At 70.0% G+C, this 16615-nt stretch carries 15 protein-coding genes; 4 read left to right on the forward strand and 11 right to left on the reverse strand.

All coding sequences use genetic code 11. The features are described 5' to 3' along the window. Positions 1 to 41: 41 nt before the first annotated feature. The 3 genes from ABZS69_RS10605 to ABZS69_RS10615 all read right to left on the reverse strand — a co-directional run bounded on the left by ABZS69_RS10605 (position 42) and on the right by ABZS69_RS10615 (position 4254). Positions 42 to 2024, reverse strand: a complete 1983-nt coding sequence (locus ABZS69_RS10605) for a hypothetical protein (protein WP_355369853.1) — start codon at positions 2022 to 2024, stop codon at positions 42 to 44. Between the two features lie 30 nt (positions 2025 to 2054). Then, positions 2055 to 2768: a hypothetical protein gene (locus ABZS69_RS10610; protein WP_355369447.1), complete on the reverse strand. Its 714-nt coding sequence runs from the start codon at positions 2766 to 2768 to the stop codon at positions 2055 to 2057. Positions 2769 to 2862: 94 nt separating this feature from the next. Next, entirely contained in the window at positions 2863 to 4254 is a 1392-nt protein-coding gene (locus tag ABZS69_RS10615) for a sigma 54-interacting transcriptional regulator (RefSeq protein ID WP_355369449.1), read from the reverse strand. A 171-nt stretch (positions 4255 to 4425) separates the two neighbouring features. On the opposite strand from ABZS69_RS10615, the gene ABZS69_RS10620 reads away from it, so the two are divergent. Continuing rightward, on the forward strand, positions 4426 to 5595 hold the full coding sequence (locus ABZS69_RS10620) for an FIST N-terminal domain-containing protein (RefSeq protein ID WP_355369855.1): 1170 nt from the start codon (positions 4426 to 4428) through the stop codon (positions 5593 to 5595). 163 nt (positions 5596 to 5758) lie between these two features. Here ABZS69_RS10620 and ABZS69_RS10625 read toward each other — a convergent pair whose 3' ends face one another. From ABZS69_RS10625 to hppD, 5 genes are all read right to left on the reverse strand, one after another. After that, positions 5759 to 6379, reverse strand: coding sequence for a hypothetical protein (locus ABZS69_RS10625; protein ID WP_355369451.1), 621 nt, complete (start codon positions 6377 to 6379; stop codon positions 5759 to 5761). A 68-nt stretch (positions 6380 to 6447) separates the two neighbouring features. Beyond that, on the reverse strand, positions 6448 to 6993 hold the full coding sequence (locus ABZS69_RS10630; RefSeq protein ID WP_355369453.1) for an RNA polymerase sigma factor: 546 nt from the start codon (positions 6991 to 6993) through the stop codon (positions 6448 to 6450). A 72-nt stretch (positions 6994 to 7065) separates the two neighbouring features. Beyond that, positions 7066 to 8478 (reverse strand): M1 family metallopeptidase, encoded by a 1413-nt coding sequence (locus ABZS69_RS10635; RefSeq protein ID WP_355369455.1) that lies wholly within the window; start codon positions 8476 to 8478, stop codon positions 7066 to 7068. 45 nt (positions 8479 to 8523) lie between these two features. Further along, positions 8524 to 8964: an RDD family protein gene (locus ABZS69_RS10640; protein WP_355369457.1), complete on the reverse strand. Its 441-nt coding sequence runs from the start codon at positions 8962 to 8964 to the stop codon at positions 8524 to 8526. Between the two features lie 34 nt (positions 8965 to 8998). Then, positions 8999 to 10081, reverse strand: coding sequence for a 4-hydroxyphenylpyruvate dioxygenase (gene hppD / locus ABZS69_RS10645; protein ID WP_355369459.1), 1083 nt, complete (start codon positions 10079 to 10081; stop codon positions 8999 to 9001). Between the two features lie 130 nt (positions 10082 to 10211). Between hppD and ABZS69_RS10650 the strand changes: the two genes are divergently transcribed. Further along, a complete protein-coding gene (locus ABZS69_RS10650; RefSeq protein ID WP_355369461.1) occupies positions 10212 to 10691 on the forward strand; it encodes an Lrp/AsnC family transcriptional regulator in 480 nt (159 codons plus the stop codon). Between the two features lie 256 nt (positions 10692 to 10947). After that, entirely contained in the window at positions 10948 to 12945 is a 1998-nt protein-coding gene (locus tag ABZS69_RS10655; protein WP_355369463.1) for a transglycosylase domain-containing protein, read from the forward strand. Here the strand turns inward: ABZS69_RS10655 and ABZS69_RS10660 are convergent. Continuing rightward, positions 12942 to 14894 (reverse strand): thioredoxin domain-containing protein, encoded by a 1953-nt coding sequence (locus ABZS69_RS10660; RefSeq protein WP_355369465.1) that lies wholly within the window; start codon positions 14892 to 14894, stop codon positions 12942 to 12944. The two genes, ABZS69_RS10655 and ABZS69_RS10660, sit on opposite strands and share 4 nt — an antisense overlap. Before the next feature lie 124 nt (positions 14895 to 15018). Here ABZS69_RS10660 and ABZS69_RS10665 point away from each other — a divergent pair, with 124 nt between their 5' ends. Next, entirely contained in the window at positions 15019 to 16167 is a 1149-nt protein-coding gene (locus tag ABZS69_RS10665) for a hypothetical protein (protein WP_355369857.1), read from the forward strand. Here the strand turns inward: ABZS69_RS10665 and ABZS69_RS10670 are convergent. Beyond that, positions 16150 to 16446, reverse strand: coding sequence for a GNAT family N-acetyltransferase (locus tag ABZS69_RS10670; protein WP_355369467.1), 297 nt, complete (start codon positions 16444 to 16446; stop codon positions 16150 to 16152). The two genes, ABZS69_RS10665 and ABZS69_RS10670, sit on opposite strands and share 18 nt — an antisense overlap. Continuing rightward, a complete protein-coding gene (locus ABZS69_RS10675) occupies positions 16447 to 16611 on the reverse strand; it encodes a hypothetical protein (protein ID WP_192788033.1) in 165 nt (54 codons plus the stop codon). Positions 16612 to 16615 lie beyond the last annotated feature (4 nt).

Consider the following 16615-nt stretch of genomic DNA (forward strand, 5'->3'; position numbering starts at 1 on the left):
CGGGCGAGTCTGGCAGACGCCACCGACAAAAGCCGTCCGGCTCAGCGGGCGCGGCGGAGGCGGAGGAAGTCGCTGACCACGTACTCGCCCAGGCGCTCGGCGCTCGGTGAGAAGACGCGGCCGCCGTTCCTGCGGGCCACCTCGTCCACGAACTCCTTCAGCCGCTCGTCCGCCGCCAGCATGAAGACGTTGATCGTCGCCCGCCGCCGGGTCATCTTGTCGACCTCGGCCAGCGTGAGCTCCAGCGTCTCGTGCGACGGCGGCCACTCGAACGCCGACCTGCCGTTGCGCATGAGGTGGGCCGTGGGCTCGCCGTCCGTGACCACCAGCACCACCGGCTCGAAGTCGGGGTGGCGGTCGAGGTGGCGGCCGGCGATCAGGAGGGCGTGGTGCAGGTTGGTGCCCTGGACCATGTCCCAGTCGAGGCCCGCCAGCTCGTCGGGCTGCAGCACCCTGGCGTAGTTGGAGAAGCCGATGATCTGGACGGCGTCCTGCGGGAACTTGGAGGCCACCAGGGCCTGGAGCGCCAGCGCCGTCTGCTTGGCGGCGGCCCAGGTGCCGCGCAGGGCCATCGAGTACGACAGGTCCACCAGAAGGCAGACGGCCGCGGCGGTGCGGCGCTCGGTCTCGGCCACCTCGAAGTCGTCCACCGAGAGGCGGAGCCTGACGCGCCCGCCGGAACGGGCCGGCCCCGCGTCGCGAACGGCGACGCCGCCGCTGCGTACGCCGTTCACCAGGGTGCGGACCACGTCGATGGGCTGCTCGTCGCCGAAGCGCCAGGGCCGGGACGACCCCGTCAGCTCCCCGGCCGAGCCGGCGTCGTGCTGGTCGTGGTCGCCGCGGCGGCCGGAGTCGAGGGAGGAGAACACGCGGCGCAGCGCCGTCTCGCCCAGGCGGCGGACCGCCTTGGGGGTGAGCTCCAGCTTGCCGCGGCGGCGCAGGAGGTAGCCCTGCTCCTCCAGCTCGCGCTCGATGCGCTTGAGCGCCTCCAGGTCGTCGACGGCCGAGCGGCCGAGCGCGCGGCGTACGGCGGACTCGTCGATGTCGTCCAGCCTGGCGCCCGGGTAGTCCTGCCGCAGGGCGGTCTCCAGCTGGGTCAGGTCGGCCAGCTCCTCCAGGGCCGTGACGGCGTCGCCCATGCCCAGGGGCTCCTCGCCGGTGAGGCGTTCCGGGGCGTTCCAGGCCAGGTCGGGCCGGCGGGCGTAGAGGGCCTCGCCGAGGCGGCGCATCTCGTCGGAGAGCCCGGCCTGGTCGAGGGTCTGGTTGATCAGGCCGGCGAGCTCCTCGCGCTGGCGGGGGGTCATCGAGGCCAGCATGCGCTGCGTGGCGGCGGCGCGGCGGGCCAGGATGTCGACGAGCTCCTCCAGGTTGCGCGGCTTTTCGGGGAACAAATCGCCATATTTCCCCATAAAGGCGTCAAAATCGGCCTGGGTGTGCTGGCCTCGGGAGTCCTTGTCCAGCATGTCGTTCAGGTCCGCCATCATCTGGCGGACGCGTTCCATCGCCTCGGGGTCGGGGTTAGCCAGGGCGTCCCGCAGGCCCCTGAACTGGCTGTCCAGGACCTCGCGCCGCAGCAGGTCGCGCAGCTCCTCGAACGTCTGCCGCGCCGCCGACGAGCGCCACTCGTACGTGTTCAGCTCCTGGATCGCGCTGGCCGTGTCCTCGGGCAGCGCGTCGAGCTCGGACTCCCGCAGCCGCGCGTCGTCGGACGGGTCGGGGAACAGCTCGGCCCGCTCCTGCCCGATGGCCTTGTCGAGCAGCGCCCGCGCCTTCTCCAGCGTGCCGTCGAGCCGCCCGCGCTCACGCAGGTCGCGCCGGCGCCGGCGCACCTCCCTGAGCATGTCGTCCAGCCCGCGGCGGTCCTGCGCGCCGGGCAGCCCGCGCTTGAGCAGGTCGCGCAGGGCGTGGACCGGGGTCGAACCGGACAGGATCGCGTCGCCCATCTCGTCGAGGGCCGCCCGCACGTCGTAGGGCGGGGCGAGGGGGTCGGGGCCGTCGTGGTACTCACCATAGCGAAAGGCCATCACGCACCCACGCTAACCCGATCCGCCCGATTACGCGTCCCCGAAGAGCTCCCACACCTCGTTGACGCCCCCGGCCTCGGGCGTGTAGTCGATCTTCACGAGCACGGGGTGCCTGGCCGCCTTGAGCGCCTTGGTGAGGTCCGCGGCGGTGCACGACTTCTTGCCCAGCCCCTGCTTGTCGGCGTTGACCGGCTTGCCCGCCAGCCACCCGTCCCGGCAGCGCGCGGTGGTGCGGTAGAAGCTCGTGGCGTGCGTGTAGCCGAGCTTGACGGTCTTTCCGCCGGTGGTGAACAGGGCCGTGGTGTCGTTGACGCGCTTGAGGGTGCCGCGGGCGGTACGTGAGCCGGGCCATTCGGTGACCAGGAACTCGTTGATCTTCACGGCGGCCGTGCCCTGGTACTCGACGCGGAGCGGCACGGGGCCGCGGGCCAGCGCGTCGGCCAGGTCCTCCGGCTCGCAGGCCGTCCGGCCCAGCCCCCTGGCGTCGACGGCCACCTGGCCCTCGGTCTCCTTCAGATCGCACGCCACCGTGACCCGGCCGAAGGACGCGTCGGTGTAGTCGAGCCGCACCTCCTTGGCCCCCGCCGCCGGCTTGAGCCGGTAGCTCAGGAACTTGCCCTTGCGCACGAACGTGGCCGACTTGGGGACGATCCGCAGGTGCCCCTTCCCGTCGGCCCAGGCGTACCCGTGCACGACCTTGGCGGCAGTGGCCTCAGCAGAGGCGGGCACGGCGATGAATCCCATGGCAAGAGCAGTGGCACAGGCAAGCAGGCGCATGGGCGGTCCCCCAGTCGGCGTGATCAGTTATCCACTATGACGCGGGAGACCGCCGATATGTTCATGTGCGGTAGACGGTCACCCCGTCAAGGTCTTCCTTGGACAGGCGCCGCATGAGGTAAAGACCCTCCAGCGCGAACTCCAGGGCGGCCGCCGCGTGCCCCGGCGACTCCTCGCCCGCGCCCATGCCCAGCCTGGACATGACCTTCGCCAGGCCCGTGACCGGGCCGATCCGGTGGAGCAGCTCGCCGGCGGGGACCAGCTCGCCCGACTCCACCTGGTTGCCCTCGGAGAACTTGTCGGTGATCGCGGACAGGTCCATGCCGCCCAGCCGGGTCCTGAACGTCTCCGCCGTGGCCCGGCGCAGCAGGTGGGCGAGGATCTCGGTCTCCCTGCCCTCCTCGCTCACCTCGAACTCCACCTTGCCGCGCAGGCTGTGGACCACCGAGGCCAGGTCGATCACGCGTGCGACGGCCTGCTCCTCGCCCGTCAGCGCCGCCCTGCGCACGGCCGAGGCCGAGGCGGTCTCGGCGGCGGCGATCGAGAAGCGCGCCGACACGCCGGAGCGGGCGTCCACGGCCGTGGACTCGCGTACGAGCCGGGTGAACCGGGCGATGACCTCGATCAGGTGTTCGGGGATGTCGGCCCCGATGTCCGGCACGGACTCCTGGCGGATGAGCGTCAGCTCGTCCTCGACGGTCAGCGGGTAGTGAGTGCGGATCTCGGCGCCGAAGCGGTCCTTCAGCGGGGTGATGATCCGGCCCCGGTTGGTGTAGTCCTCGGGGTTGGCGCTGGCGATGAGCAGGATGTCGAGCGGGAGCCGCAGGTTGTAGCCGCGCACCTGGATGTCGCGCTCCTCCAGCACGTTGAGCAGCGACACCTGGATGCGTTCGGCCAGGTCGGGCAGCTCGTTGACGGAGAAGACGCCGCGGTTGGTGCGGGGGACGAGGCCGTAGTGGACGGTCTCGGGGTCGCCGAGGGTGCGCCCTTCGGCGATCTTGATCGGGTCGACGTCGCCGATCAGGTCGCCCACGGAGGTGTCGGGCGTGGCGAGCTTCTCGCCGTAACGCTCGTCGCGGTGCTTCCACGCGACCGGCAGATCGTCCCCCAGCTCCCGCGCGAGGGCCTGGCAGCGCGTGCAGGCCGGCGCGTACGGGTGGTCGTTGATCTCGCAACCTTCGACGACTGGGGTCCATTCGTCCAGCAGACCCGTGACGGTGCGGATGAGCCGGGTCTTGCCCTGGCCGCGCTCACCGAGGAGGACCAGGTCGTGCCCGGCGAGCAGGGCCCGCTCCAGGTGCGGCAGGACGGAGTCGTCGAAGCCCACGATGCCGGGGAATCGTGGCTCGCCTGCCCGCAGCTTGGCCAGCAGGTTTTCCCGGACTTCGGCTTTGACGGTGCGATGAACGTGGCCGCTCTCTCGCAACTCGCGGAGAATACGTGGCTGATGCACGGGATCGAGACTACGTCCCCTGCGGGCATTGCGGCAGAGAGTTTCGCGTCTGGCGCAGATTTCGGATCTCGACCATTGCGTGACGTTTCGTGCGCGTGCTTGTCCTTTTAGTGGGGAGAATCGGGCCTAGGGAACTTTGACATGTCGAGGGAGGCGAGACTCGTGGCCGTTATGACTAGCCGCTTCGCCGACGGCCTCGCCGTGGGTTCCGACCTGGTGGGGGCCGCGGAGACCGCTGTCGGCCAGGCCCTGTCGAGGCTCAGTGGCCGGGCCGACCTGGTCTGTTTCTTCATCTGCGGCGATGATCCAGAGGACGTCGCGCGGGCCGGTCAGGCCGCTATGAGGCTCGCACCCGACGCGCACGTGGTCGGATGCAGTGCCACGGGGGTGATCGGCGACGGACAGGGGGTCGAGCTGATACCCGCGGTGAGCGCGTGGGCGGCGACCTTGGACGGTGCCAGGTTGACGACCTTCGCGCTGGAGACCCTGGCGGCCGAGGACAGGTTCGTGGTGGTCGGGCTGCCCGAGCGGGGCGCCGATGACCATGTGGCGATCCTGCTGGCCGATCCGTACACGTTTCCGACCGACGCCTTCGTCGAGCGCTCCGTCGATGTGCTCGGCGACCTGCCGTTGATCGGCGGGCTGGCCAACGGATTGCAGGGACGGGGCTCGGTACGGCTGTTCGCCGACGGCGAGGTCTACATCGAGGGCGCGATCGGCGTGCTGATCAGCGGCCCGGTCAGGATCAGCACGGTCGTCAGCCAGGGCTGCCGCCCGATCGGCCCCAGCATGGTCGTCACCGCGTCGGAGGACAACCTGCTGCTGGAGCTGGCCGGACAGCCCGCGCTGGCCCGACTGGAGGACATCGTCAGCGAGCTGGACGAGGACGACCGCGAGCTGGTCGCCTCCGGCCTGCAGATCGGCGTGGCAATGGACGAGTACGCCGAGCGCCACGAACGCGGCGACTTCCTCATCAGGGGGGTCATCGGCATCGACCCCGAACGCGAGGCCGTGGCCATCGGCGACATCGTGGAGATCGGCAGGACCGTGCGCTTCCAGGTGCGCGACGCGGCCACCGCCGACGAGGACCTGTACGACCTGCTGGACGCCCACCGGGAGCAGCTCGGCAAGGTCGACGGGGCGCTGCTGTTCTCGTGCAACGGACGGGGCTCGGCGATGTTCGGCACGGCCGACCACGATCCGGTCGCCCTGCGCGACACGCTGGGGCCCATCGGCATGGCCGGGTTCTTCGCCGCCGGCGAGGTCGGGCCGGTGGGCGGCCACAACCATGTGCACGGGTTCACGGCGTCCGTCCTGGTGTTCTCCAGCCCCGGCCCGTGAATCGTCGCCCGTAGGACCGGCTGAAGGGCCGCAGGACCGGCTGAAGGCCCGGCGGCCCCGTCTGCTCGGGAGGGCCGCCGGGCCTTGTCCTGGTCCAGGCCGCCTGGCCTGCCGGTCCAGGGCGCCGGTCTGGTTCAGGGCCGCCGGGCCTGGTCCGGCCTGGTTACCCGGGCGTCGAGTCGTGGCTGGGGCCCTGGCCCTCGCCCTCGGTCTCGGTGTGGAAGCCGGCCCCGCCGTCGTCCGTGAAGCCGGATCCGGCTTTGCCGTCCTGGCCGCCGGGCCCGGGCATCGCGGTCGGCTCACAGGGCGCGACCGCGCCCTTCACCAGGGTGAGCGACATCCCGAACGGCGGCTTGTCGGCGCCGTCCCTGCTCTTCGAGACCGCCAGCACCAGCGTCGAACCCGCGGGCACCTCCCCTTCCTCGATCTTGAACACGATCCCCTGGCCCGAGTTGCCGATGCTCCCCCCGAACTTCCCGGAGCCCGCCCCGCGCTCCCCACGCGGCTCCTTGCAGGTCTGCCCTTCGGGCAGGTAGTCGACGACCGCCTTGACCCCCGCCCTGCCCAGCTCCGCCTCCAGGCCCTTGGGGTCGTCGAACTCGTTGATCTGCACGCTGACCGCCCCGTCGGCCCCCTTGGTCACCGCGTACGCCGGGCTGCCGGTGAGCCCGGTCAGCACCACCACCGCGGTGGCGGCCGCCGCGACCCCCGCCACCGCGGCGGACAGCCCCACGTAGCGCCGCCGGGAACCGCCGCGCCGATCCGGTGTCACAGTCGTCGTCACGTCATGCTCCGCCGTTCTCGTCGTGATCTCTTCCTTGAGTGCACTGAGAAGGCGATCTTCGAAATTGCTCATGCCTGTCCCTCCACGTACACAGTTACCGGCGAAGCGACGTGTTCAAGGGCCCGTCTTGCCCGGTGCAATCTGACTCGTACGGTCACCTGCCTGATGCCCAGGGCCGCGGCGACCTCGGCGACGGTGAGCTGGTCGATCGCGACGAGCTCCAGCACCTCGCGCTCGCCCTCCGGCAGGCCGCGCATGGCCTCCAGGGCGCCGCGCATCCGGCGCTCGGCGTCGATCCGCTCCTCCATCCGCACGAGATCGTCGTCGTCCATCAGCCGGCGGCCGGCGAGGCGGCCGGTCGCCCGCGCCTCCCGGGCGGCCTGCCGATGCCGGGCCGACACGACGTTGCGCGCGACGCCGTACAGCCAGCCGACCTCGCTGCCCCGGCCGGGCACGTAGGTGTGCGCCGAGTCAAGGACCGCCAGGAAGATGTCCGCCGTCAGGTCGGCGGCGAGGTGAGGGTCGCTCACCCGCCGGACCACGAAACGCATGACGGCATCGACGTGGCGGCGATAGAAGGCCTCAAAGGCCGCAGGGTCTTCGTTGAGGCGCACTGGCCTCGCTCCCTTCGTCGTTCGCCTTACATCCGTACTTGGGCCGAGCGACGAGAAGCGTTTCCCCGCAGGTCAGGCGGGGCGGTGCGGCTGGAAGAGCCAGGCGTCGAAGAGCGTGCGGAGGTTTTTGCCCGACAACTGCTCGGCGAGGTCGATGAACTCCTCCGTCGTGACGTGACCGTAGCGATGCTCGGCCGTCCACGTCTTGAGCAGCCTGAAGAAGGTCTCGTCGCCGATCTCCTTGCGCAGGGCGTGCAGCGTCATGCCGCCGCGCGTGTAGACCGACGCGTTGAACAGGTCGGTGGGCTTGGCCCGCCCCGGAGGATAGGCCCAGATCGGGTCACTGGCCGGGCGGGCGTGGAACTCGTTGAAGATGGCGTCGGCGGTCTTGGTGCCCTTGTGCTCCTGCCACAGCCACTCCGCGTACGTGGCGAAGCCCTCGTTGAGCCAGAGGTCCTTCCAGCGCTTGATGGTCAGGCTGTCGCCGAACCACTGGTGGGCCAGCTCGTGGGCCATGATGACCTCGTCGGGCTCGAAGCCCCCGTAGAGCGGCTTGGTCTGGTTTTCCAGCGCGTAGCCGGCGGCATAGTCGTCGACGATGCCGCCGGTCGAGGAGAACGGGTAGGGGCCGAAGACCGTCGACCAGTAGTCGGTGACCTCGCCGGAGACCTTGTAGAGCTTGTCGAGCCCGTTCTTGAACTTGGGATCGACGGCGGCGACCTCTGGGATGCCGCCGGGGGTCTGACCCTGGCGCAGGTCGAACTTGCCCAGCGTGGCGGTCGCCAGATAGGTCGCCATCGGGTGGAGCTCGCGCCACCGGTAGGTGGTCTTGCCCTCGGCGGTCGTCGGCTGCCCCTGGAGCTCCCCGTTGGCCAGGGCGGTCAGCCCGGCGGGCACGGTGATCGCGAAGTCGAACGTGGCCTTGTCGGCCGGGTGGTCGTTGTTGGGGAACCAGGTCTTGGAGCCGTTGGGCTCGGAGGCCACGAACGCGCCGTCCGGGGTCGGGATGAACCCGTACGTGCCCAGGTTCTCGTTGTCCTGGGCCGCCTCGGGCTGCCCCGCGTAGTCGACCTTGACGGTGAAGCGGGAGCGGTCGCCGAGCGGCTTGGCGGGGGTCACGGTGAGCTCGTCGCCGGCGCGCTTGAACGTCGCCTCCGCGTTGTTCACGGTGACCTGGCGCACGGTGTAGCCGGCCAGGTCGAGGTTGAAGCTCGACAGATCCTGGGTGGCGGCGGCCTCGATGGTGGTCTGCCCCGCCAGTTGCTTGGTCTTCGGCGTGTAGTCGACGGCGAGGTCGTAATGGGAGACGTCGTAGCCCCCGTTGCCATCCTTGGGGAAGTCGGGGTCGCCGATGCCGGCCGCCCCCGGCCGGTAGTCGGCGACGCCGGGCGGGTTGTCGGCGTGCGCCGGCCGGTCGTCGGCGGGCGCGCAGGCCAGCAAGCTCAGCGTCGCCAGCAGTGCGACCCCGCGTCTGTCGAAACGCATAGGCAACGCGCCCCCTTCGAATCGTGACCAAAATCTTACGCTGAGTCAGGCATTCACCACGACCGTCCTGGCTGCCTTGTCGTGAACTGCCTGTTTGCGAGGGTCGAAGAGAATCCAGCCGAGGTCCACGAGCGAGCCTATGCAACAGACCCACGCGAGCCCGGTCTCCACGATCTGCCTCACCGCGGCCTGCGCCACGGTGATCCGCGCGCCGTTCTCCTGTACGACCCGCATGCCGAACAGCTTCTTGCCCAGGGTCTGGCCGTTCCAGAAGGCGTGCAGCAACCAGAAGTATAGGAAAGCCACGAGACCGGCCAGGAAGGCGTGCTCCACCGGGTAGCGTTCCCAGGCGCCCCTGCTGGGGTCCCAGACGTAGTCCCAGCTCGACCAGGTGAAGGGAGTGGTGGCGATGCTGACGATGAGCCAGTCGAGGACGCCGGCGAACAACCGTCGCCAGCGTCCCGCCAGCCCCGGTGGTGATCCCATGATGTCCTGATGACCACCACTAAGTCGGGACAAACTAAAGGTTGCCCCTGCGTTCCTGCTCGCGCTCGATCGCCTCGAAGAGCGCCTTGAAGTTGCCCTTGCCGAACCCGAGCGAGCCGTGCCGCTCGATCAGCTCGAAGAAGACCGTGGGCCGGTCCTGCACCGGCTTGGTGAAGATCTGCAGCAGGTAGCCGTCCTCGTCGCGGTCCACGAGGATCTTGCGCTTCTTCAGCTCCTCGATCGGCGCGCGCACGTTCCCGATGCGCGACCGCAGCTCGGGATCGTCGTAGTACGAGTCGGGCGTGTCCAGGAACTGCACGCCGGCTGCCCGCATGTGGTCGACCGTGGTCAGGATGTCGTTGGTGGCCAGGGCGATGTGCTGCACCCCCGGGCCGCCGTAGAACTCCAGGAACTCGTCGATCTGCGACTTCCTGCGGCTGACGGCCGGCTCGTTCAGCGGGAACTTGACCTTGCGCGTGCCGTCGGCGACCACCTTGGACATGAGCGCCGAGTATTCGGTGGCGATGTCGTCGCCGACGAACTCCGCCATGTTCGTGAAGCCCATCACCTTGCGGTAGAACTCCACCCACTCGTCCATCTTGCCCAGCTCGACGTTGCCGACGCAGTGGTCGATCGCCTGGAAGAACCGCCCGCCCTTCGTCGCCGGCGGCGCCACCAGCGGCTCGGCGGCCACGTAACCGGGCAGGTAGGGGCCGCCGTAGTTGGACCTGTCGACCAGCGTGTGCCGCGTCTCGCCGTAGGTGGCGATGGCCGCGACCTGCACCTTGCCGTGCTCGTCCTCCATCGTGTACGGCTCCGCCAGCCCCTTGGCCCCGTGGGCGACCGCGTACGCGTACGCCGCCTCCACGTCGGGCACCTGGATCGCCAGGTCGATCACGCCGTCGCCGTGCTCCGCGACGTGCCTGGCCAGGTCCGTGCCCGGGCGCGCCGCGGCCCGGAACTCGAACGTGGCGCCGCCCGAGACCAGCACGTACGCGACCTCGTCCCGGCTGCCGTTCTCGGGCCCGCGGTAGGCCGTCAACCTCATGCCGAACGCGGTCGAGTAGTAGTGGGCGGCCTGCTTGGCGTTGCCGACGGCGAACACGACGGCGTCCATGCCGTTTACCGGAAAGACATCATTCATACTGGCAACTCTCGATATTCCTGGTCTTAATGCGCAAGAGTTACTTCAATCAGTGGACAACCTGCCTAGCGTATCTCCGCGAGGTCGGGTAAATCTGTACAGTATGACGATCGATGAGCTGGACGCGCGGTTGATCACTCTCATGAAGGAGGAGCCCCGGCTGGGGGTGCTCGAGTGCTCACGACGGCTCGGCGTGGCCCGCGGCACCGTGCAGGCCAGGCTCGACCGGCTGGTCGCCAGAGGCGTGATCACGGGGTTCGGGCCCGACGTGTCGCCGGAGGCGCTCGGCTATGGCGTCACCGCGTTTGTCAGCATGGAGATTAGGCAGGTCGCCGGGCACGACCCGGTGGCCGACCGGCTGGCCGCCATTCCGGAGGTGCTGGAGGTGCACACGATCACCGGCGGCAGTGATCTGCTCTGCCGCGTGGTGGCGCGTACGAATGCCGATTTGCAGCGGGTTATCGACGGAATCGTCGATGTACAGGGCGTGCTGCGGACTAATTCGATCATCGCCCTGGACACCCCGGTTCCATACCGGGTGCTGCCTTTGGTCGCCGATGTTCCGCGCCGCGGCGGCCGCTAGCCCGTACTATCGCTAGGGGACGAGGCACCGTTATCGATCGTCTAGCCTTGACATTCGCCCAGCGCATAGGGGCTGATGAGGGGGGTCGAGGGTGCGGAGCGGTGGTGGCAACGGGATGCGAAAGCGACGAGTTCTCCGACTTCTACTGATTTCATTTGGCGCGGGAATCCTCGTACTTGTCGGGCTTTTCGCGGTCGCATGGGCGCTGACTCCGATCCCCGATTCCACGCAGAAGCAGGCCACCGCGCAGGGTTCGGTGATCTATTACCGCGACGGGAAGAGCGTGCTCGCCCGCCGGGGGATCGACCGCAAGATCGTCGAGCTGGCCAAGGTGCCCAAGCACGTGCGCGACGCGGTCATCGCGGCCGAGAACCGCTCTTTCTACGAGGACGGCGGCGTCTCGGTCAAGGGCACCGGGCGGGCCGTCTGGTCCACCGTCACCGGGCAGCAGCTCCAGGGCGGCTCGACGATCACCCAGCAGCTCGTCCGCAACTACTACAGCGGCCTCAGCCAGGAACGTTCCGTCACCCGGAAGTTCAAAGAGATCCTCATCGCGATGAAGGTCGACCAGTCCAAGTCGAAAGACTGGGTGCTGGAGCAGTACCTCAACACGATCTACTTCGGCCGCGGCGCCAACGGCGTCCAGTCGGCCGCCCGCGCCTACTTCAACAAGGACGTCGGCCAGCTCAGCGTGGCCGAGGGCGCCTACCTCGCGGCGGTGATCCAGCAGCCCAGCCGCTTCGCCGACCCCAAGGGCCCCGACCTGGCCGCGGCGCAGGAGCGCTGGAAGTCGGTGATCGACGCGATGGGCCAGACCGGCACGCTGACGCCCGCCCAGGTCGCCACCCAGACCTTCCCCAAGCTCGCGACGCCGAAGAAGCCGTTCGAGCTCAAGGGCCAGGCCCAGTACATGCTGGAGCAGGTGACGGCCGAGCTCAACCGGCGCGGCTACTCCGACGAGGACATCAACGGCGGCGGGCTGAAGGTCGTCACGACGTTCGACAAGAAGCTCATGCAGGCCGCCCAGCGGGCCGTCCAGGACGTCCTGCCCGACTCCACGCCCAAGAAGGTCCGCACGGGGCTCGCGGCCGTCGACCCCGCCACCGGCGAGGTCCTCGCGTTCTACGGGGGGCGCCCCGCGCAGTCGCAGTACGACAGCGCGTTCTCGGCCAAGGTCATGGCCGGCTCGACGTTCAAGCCGTACACGCTGGCGGCGGCGCTCGACAACGGCTTCGACCTGTCCACCAGGGTCAACGGCAACTCGCCGATGCGCGTGGCGTCGGACCCGAAGCCGATCCCCAACGACAGCGACCGCTCCTACGGCGAGATCAACCTGGTGCGGGCCACCCAGAACTCGGTCAACACCGCGTTCGTGGACCTCGGCCAGAAGGTCGGCCTGGACAAGGTCGCCACCGTCGCCGAGAAGGCGGGCATCCCCAAGGCGCAGATCGAGAAGCAGCAGAGCTACGCCTCCTTCCCGCTCGGCGTCTCCTCCGTCAGCGCCGTCCAGAACGCCTCGGGCTTCTCCACGTTCGCCAACAAGGGCGTCCACATGGAGTCCCACGTGGTGATGTCGGTCACCGGCACCGACGGCAAGAAGCAGACCGTCGAGCCGGTCTCGACGCGGGTGGTCGGCGAGCAGGCCGCCGCGGACACCACGTACGCGATGCAGCAGGTCGTCAAGTACGGCACCGGCACCGCCGCCCGGCTCTACGACCGCCCGGTGGCCGGCAAGACGGGCACCACGGACAAGTCGAAGAGCGTCTGGTTCAACGGGTTCACGCCGCAGCTCGCCGTCGCCGTCGACATGTTCAGGGACGACAACGCCACCGTCACGATCCCCGGGTACGGCACGCAGTTCGGCGGCCAGCTCCCGGCGCAGATCTGGCGGGCGTTCATGACCGAGGCCATGGCGGGCAAGCCGGTCGAGGAGTTCCCCGAGCCGTCCGACTACGGCTGGGGCCCCGACTACTCGTCGCCCGACCAGAACCAGGACGTCCCCCAGCAGGGCAACACCCCGCCGCCGAACCCGAACGACTGGTTCGACAACACGCCCGAGCCCGACATCACCGCGCCCCCGTCCACGGATCCGCCGGCGACGGATCAGCCGAACAACGACGGGCAGGAGCAGGACCAGCAGCAGCAGCCGACGGAGCAGACCGGCCCGACGTCCACGGAGCAGGCGCCGGACCAGCCCACGACGGGCGGCGACACGGTGAACGACGGCAACACGGGCCGCCCGCAGTCGGGCTAGCCCGCCGCGCCCAGCTCCGCCCGTAGGTCATCGACCGTCGTCACGGGCATGCGGCAGGTGAACCCCTTGCACACGTACGCGGCAGGCGCCCCGCCGACCAGCCCGCGCCCCTCCAGCAGCTCGGGGAAGTCGCCGGGGCCGCGGGCGACCACCAGCCCCGGCACGTCGGCCAGCAGCGCCTCCCTGTGCAGCTCCGCCGTACGGGGGTCGTCGGCCGGGCCGACCACGGCCACCTCCACGGGCCCCTCCAGCGCCGCCCGCGCCACGGCCAGCCCCCAGCCGGCGAACCTGGCGTGCGCCGTGGCCAGCACGGACACGGTGCCGAGCGCGGCGTAGGCGGCCTCCCGGTGCCGCGCCGAGCCGGTCAGGGCGCCGTAGGAGAGCAGCGCGCCCGCGGCCGCGTACTGGCCGGACGGGGTGGCGTTGTCGGTGGGGTCCTGCGGGCGCTGGAAGAGCCGTTCGGCGTCGTCGGCCGTGTCGTAGAAGCCGCCCGTGCCGTCGGCGAACCTGTCGAGCACGGCGTCCAGCAGCGATCCCGCCAGCCGGAGCCACCTGGCCTCGCCGGTCACGCCGTACAGGGAGATCAGGCCCTCGGCCAGGTCGGCGTAGTCCTCCAGCACCCCGGCGTTGGTGCCCGCCCTGCCGTCCTTGGACGTACGCAGCAGCCTGCCGTCCACCACGTGCGTGCTCGCGAGCAGCTCGGCCGCGGCCGTGGCCGCCGCGACGAGGTCGGGCCGCCCGAACACCACGCCGGTCTCCGCCAGGGCGGCGATGGCCAGGCCGTTCCACGAGGCCACGACCTTGTCGTCGCGCCCCGGGCGGACGCGCTGCTCCCTGGCGGCGAGCAGCCGCTCGCGGACGCCCGCGTAGCGCACCGCGTCGTCGGGATCGCGCGGGAGCTGCAGCACGGACGTGCCGTGCTCGAATGTGCCGGTCACGTCGAACAGCTCCTGCGCCCAGCGCCCGTCGACCTCGCCGAGCACGGCGCGGAGCTCCTCGGGAGTCCAGACGTAGAACTTGCCCTCCACGCCCTCGCTGTCGGCGTCGAGCGCGGAGGCGAACCCGCCCTGCTCGGTGCGCAGCTCCCGCAGCAGCCAGTCGGCCGTCTCCAGCGCCACCCGCCGCGCCAGCTCGCCGCCGCCCGCCTTCCACCAGTGGGTGAGGACGCGCAGCAGCAGCGCGTTGTCGTAGAGCATCTTCTCGAAGTGCGGCACGACCCATTCCGCGTCGACGCTGTAGCGGGCGAACCCGCCGCCGAGCTGGTCGTACATGCCGCCGCGGGCCATCGACTCGAGCGTCTTGCCGCTCATCTCGCGCTCGCCGGAACGCAGCAGGAACTCCAGCACCATGGACGGCGGGAACTTCGGCGCCCCGCCGAACCCGCCGTTCACGGGGTCGAACTCCTGGCGCAGATTCCGCACGGCCAGCGCCAGCGTCTCCTCCTTGGGCATGGCCCCGCTGGGCAGCGCGGTGTTCGAGTTGAGCGCCTCCACCACCTTGGCGCCCTGCTGCAGCACGGCCACCCTGTCGCCGACCCACACGTTGTGCACCTCGGTGAGCAGGCGCTGGAAGTGGGGGCGGGGGAAGTAGGTGCCGCAGTAGAACGGGTGGCCCTCGGGGGTCGCGAACACCGTCATCGGCCACCCGCCCTGGCGCGTCATGGCCTGGGTGGCGCCCATGTAGACGGCGTCCACGTCGGGCCGCTCCTCGCGGTCGACCTTGATGTTGACGAAGTGCTCGTTCATGAGACGCGCGGTGCCGGGGTCCTCGAAGCTCTCGTGCGCCATAACGTGACACCAGTGACACGCCGAGTAACCGACGCTGATCAGCAGCGGCACGTCGCGCCGCCTGGCCTCCGCGAACGCCTCCTCACCCCACGGGTGCCAGTCCACGGGGTTGTCCGCGTGCTGCAGCAGGTAGGGGCTCGTGGCGTCTTTCAAGCGGTTCATCAGGACCTCCCCCGCTCAGCCTAGTCCGCCCCCATCCCGCCCCTCACCTCCACGCCGGAGGGGCGTCAGGGGGTACGGCGGCTGACTTGGGTGGCTGGGACAGCGTAGGTTACGGGGCGTGGATATGGACTTCGTCTGCGCGCACGCCGACCGCCCCGTCGGCGCCATCACCCGCAGGGACGTGGCACGCGCACTGCTCGCCGTGCCGTCAGGGGTGGCGCTGGTGGCGCTGCCCGACCTGCGGCGCGCGATGATGGCGGCGGGCAACCCCCTCTCCCGCCAGTTCTGGGAGTCCGCCAAGGCCACGCTCAGCTCGATCGAGTCGGGTGTCGCCACGGTCGGCGACGTGCAGCGCTGGGTCGAGTCCACCGGCACCGAGCCGATCCTCATGACGCCCAGCTACTTCGTCTGGCCGGAGGAGGACGAGCGCGGGCCCGTGGCGACGGAGATGTTCGCGCGGATGGTGGCGTACCTGGAGGAACGGGTCGAGTCCGGCGAGATCGACCCCGACGCGCTGGCTGCGGGCGACCATGAGGCCCGCCGCGCGTACGAGGAGCTGCAGGAGCACTGGCTCAGCACGCCGCTGCCCGACGGCAGGGTGCCCGGGTTCGCGGTGAACGACGAGCAGGACGAGGAGTCGTTCGCGGCCTGGGACGAGGAGGAGGCGTTCGCGCTGTCGGAGCTGCGGCGGATCGTCGGCGGCCTGCCCAAGCAGCCCGAGCTGCCCGCCGGCGAGCTGGAGACGGCGGCCGCGCGACTGCGCGCGCTGCTCGCACTGCCCGGCTACCCCGCCAACGTGCTGCGGGCCTGCGCCGGGTTCGACGACGGCCCGATGCCGGACGACGACGGCGAGCTGTGGCTGGCGGTGGTGGCGGGCATCGCGGGGCCGATCTCGGACCTGTCGGAGAGCGGGGACGTGCTGGAGGAGTTCGTCGATCTGGACGGGGAGCTCAGCCTGGAGGACGCGACGCTGGCCAACCTCTGCGCGATCCAGCACGCCGACTGGCTGGCCGGGGTGGCGGCGCTGGCCAGGCTGGGCCCGGGGGTGCTGGCCTCGCCCGAGCGGATGGCCCGGCTGATCGCCGAGTCGGAGGACATCGACGTCGACGAGCACGCCGTCGACGACCTCAACGCGACCGAGGCGCTGTTCGGGTCGGTGGTGAGCCTGTGGGGCCATCTCGGCATCGTGGACCGGGACGAGGTGCTCACGCCGCTGGGCTGGTGGGGCCTGCCGAAGGCGCTGGAACGCGCCTGGTCACCCGCTGCCGAATGAGCCGTCGACCAGGCCCTGGAACTCGGGGTGGCGCTCGATGTACTTCGCCACGTAGGGGCAGAGCGGCACGACGCGCAGGCCGGTGTCGGCGCTCGCCTGGAGCGCGAACGCGACCAGCTTGCCCGCCAGCCCCTGCCCCTCGTACGCGGGCAGCACCTCGGTGTGCGTGAAGACGATCTTGGTGGGCAGCAGCCGGTAGTCGGCGAACCCGGCCACCTTGCCGTCCACCAGCACCTCGAACCGGTTTTCCGTCGAGTTGTCGACAACTTCGATCGGCATCTACTCGGCCTTCTTGTCGTCCACGTCGCCCTCATGGGGAACCTGGATCTTCGACATCTGCTTGTTCATCGACTTGACCAGAAAATACAGAGCGAAGCCGAGGAAAGCCACGACGAGGAAGCCGAGCAGGCCCGGACTCACATCACCTGCTGCTAGAACGTTCACAGTT

The organism is Nonomuraea sp. NPDC005650, from assembly GCF_040605375.1.
GTDB lineage: Bacteria > Actinomycetota > Actinomycetes > Streptosporangiales > Streptosporangiaceae > Nonomuraea.

What these genes read in the sequence shown, in the direction of transcription:
- ABZS69_RS10605 (WP_355369853.1), bottom strand. Translation starts at nt 2,024, where the DNA reads ATGGCCTTTCGCTATGGTGAGTACCACGACGGCCCCGACCCCCTCGCC.
- ABZS69_RS10610 (WP_355369447.1), bottom strand. Translation starts at nt 2,768, where the DNA reads ATGGGATTCATCGCCGTGCCCGCCTCTGCTGAGGCCACTGCCGCCAAG.
- ABZS69_RS10620 (WP_355369855.1), top strand. Translation starts at nt 4,426, where the DNA reads ATGACTAGCCGCTTCGCCGACGGCCTCGCCGTGGGTTCCGACCTGGTG.
- ABZS69_RS10635 (WP_355369455.1), bottom strand. Translation starts at nt 8,478, where the DNA reads ATGCGTTTCGACAGACGCGGGGTCGCACTGCTGGCGACGCTGAGCTTG.
- ABZS69_RS10640 (WP_355369457.1), bottom strand. Translation starts at nt 8,964, where the DNA reads ATGGGATCACCACCGGGGCTGGCGGGACGCTGGCGACGGTTGTTCGCC.
- hppD (WP_355369459.1), bottom strand. Translation starts at nt 10,081, where the DNA reads ATGGACGCCGTCGTGTTCGCCGTCGGCAACGCCAAGCAGGCCGCCCAC.
- ABZS69_RS10650 (WP_355369461.1), top strand. Translation starts at nt 10,212, where the DNA reads ATGACGATCGATGAGCTGGACGCGCGGTTGATCACTCTCATGAAGGAG.
- ABZS69_RS10660 (WP_355369465.1), bottom strand. Translation starts at nt 14,894, where the DNA reads ATGAACCGCTTGAAAGACGCCACGAGCCCCTACCTGCTGCAGCACGCG.
- ABZS69_RS10665 (WP_355369857.1), top strand. Translation starts at nt 15,019, where the DNA reads ATGGACTTCGTCTGCGCGCACGCCGACCGCCCCGTCGGCGCCATCACC.
- ABZS69_RS10670 (WP_355369467.1), bottom strand. Translation starts at nt 16,446, where the DNA reads ATGCCGATCGAAGTTGTCGACAACTCGACGGAAAACCGGTTCGAGGTG.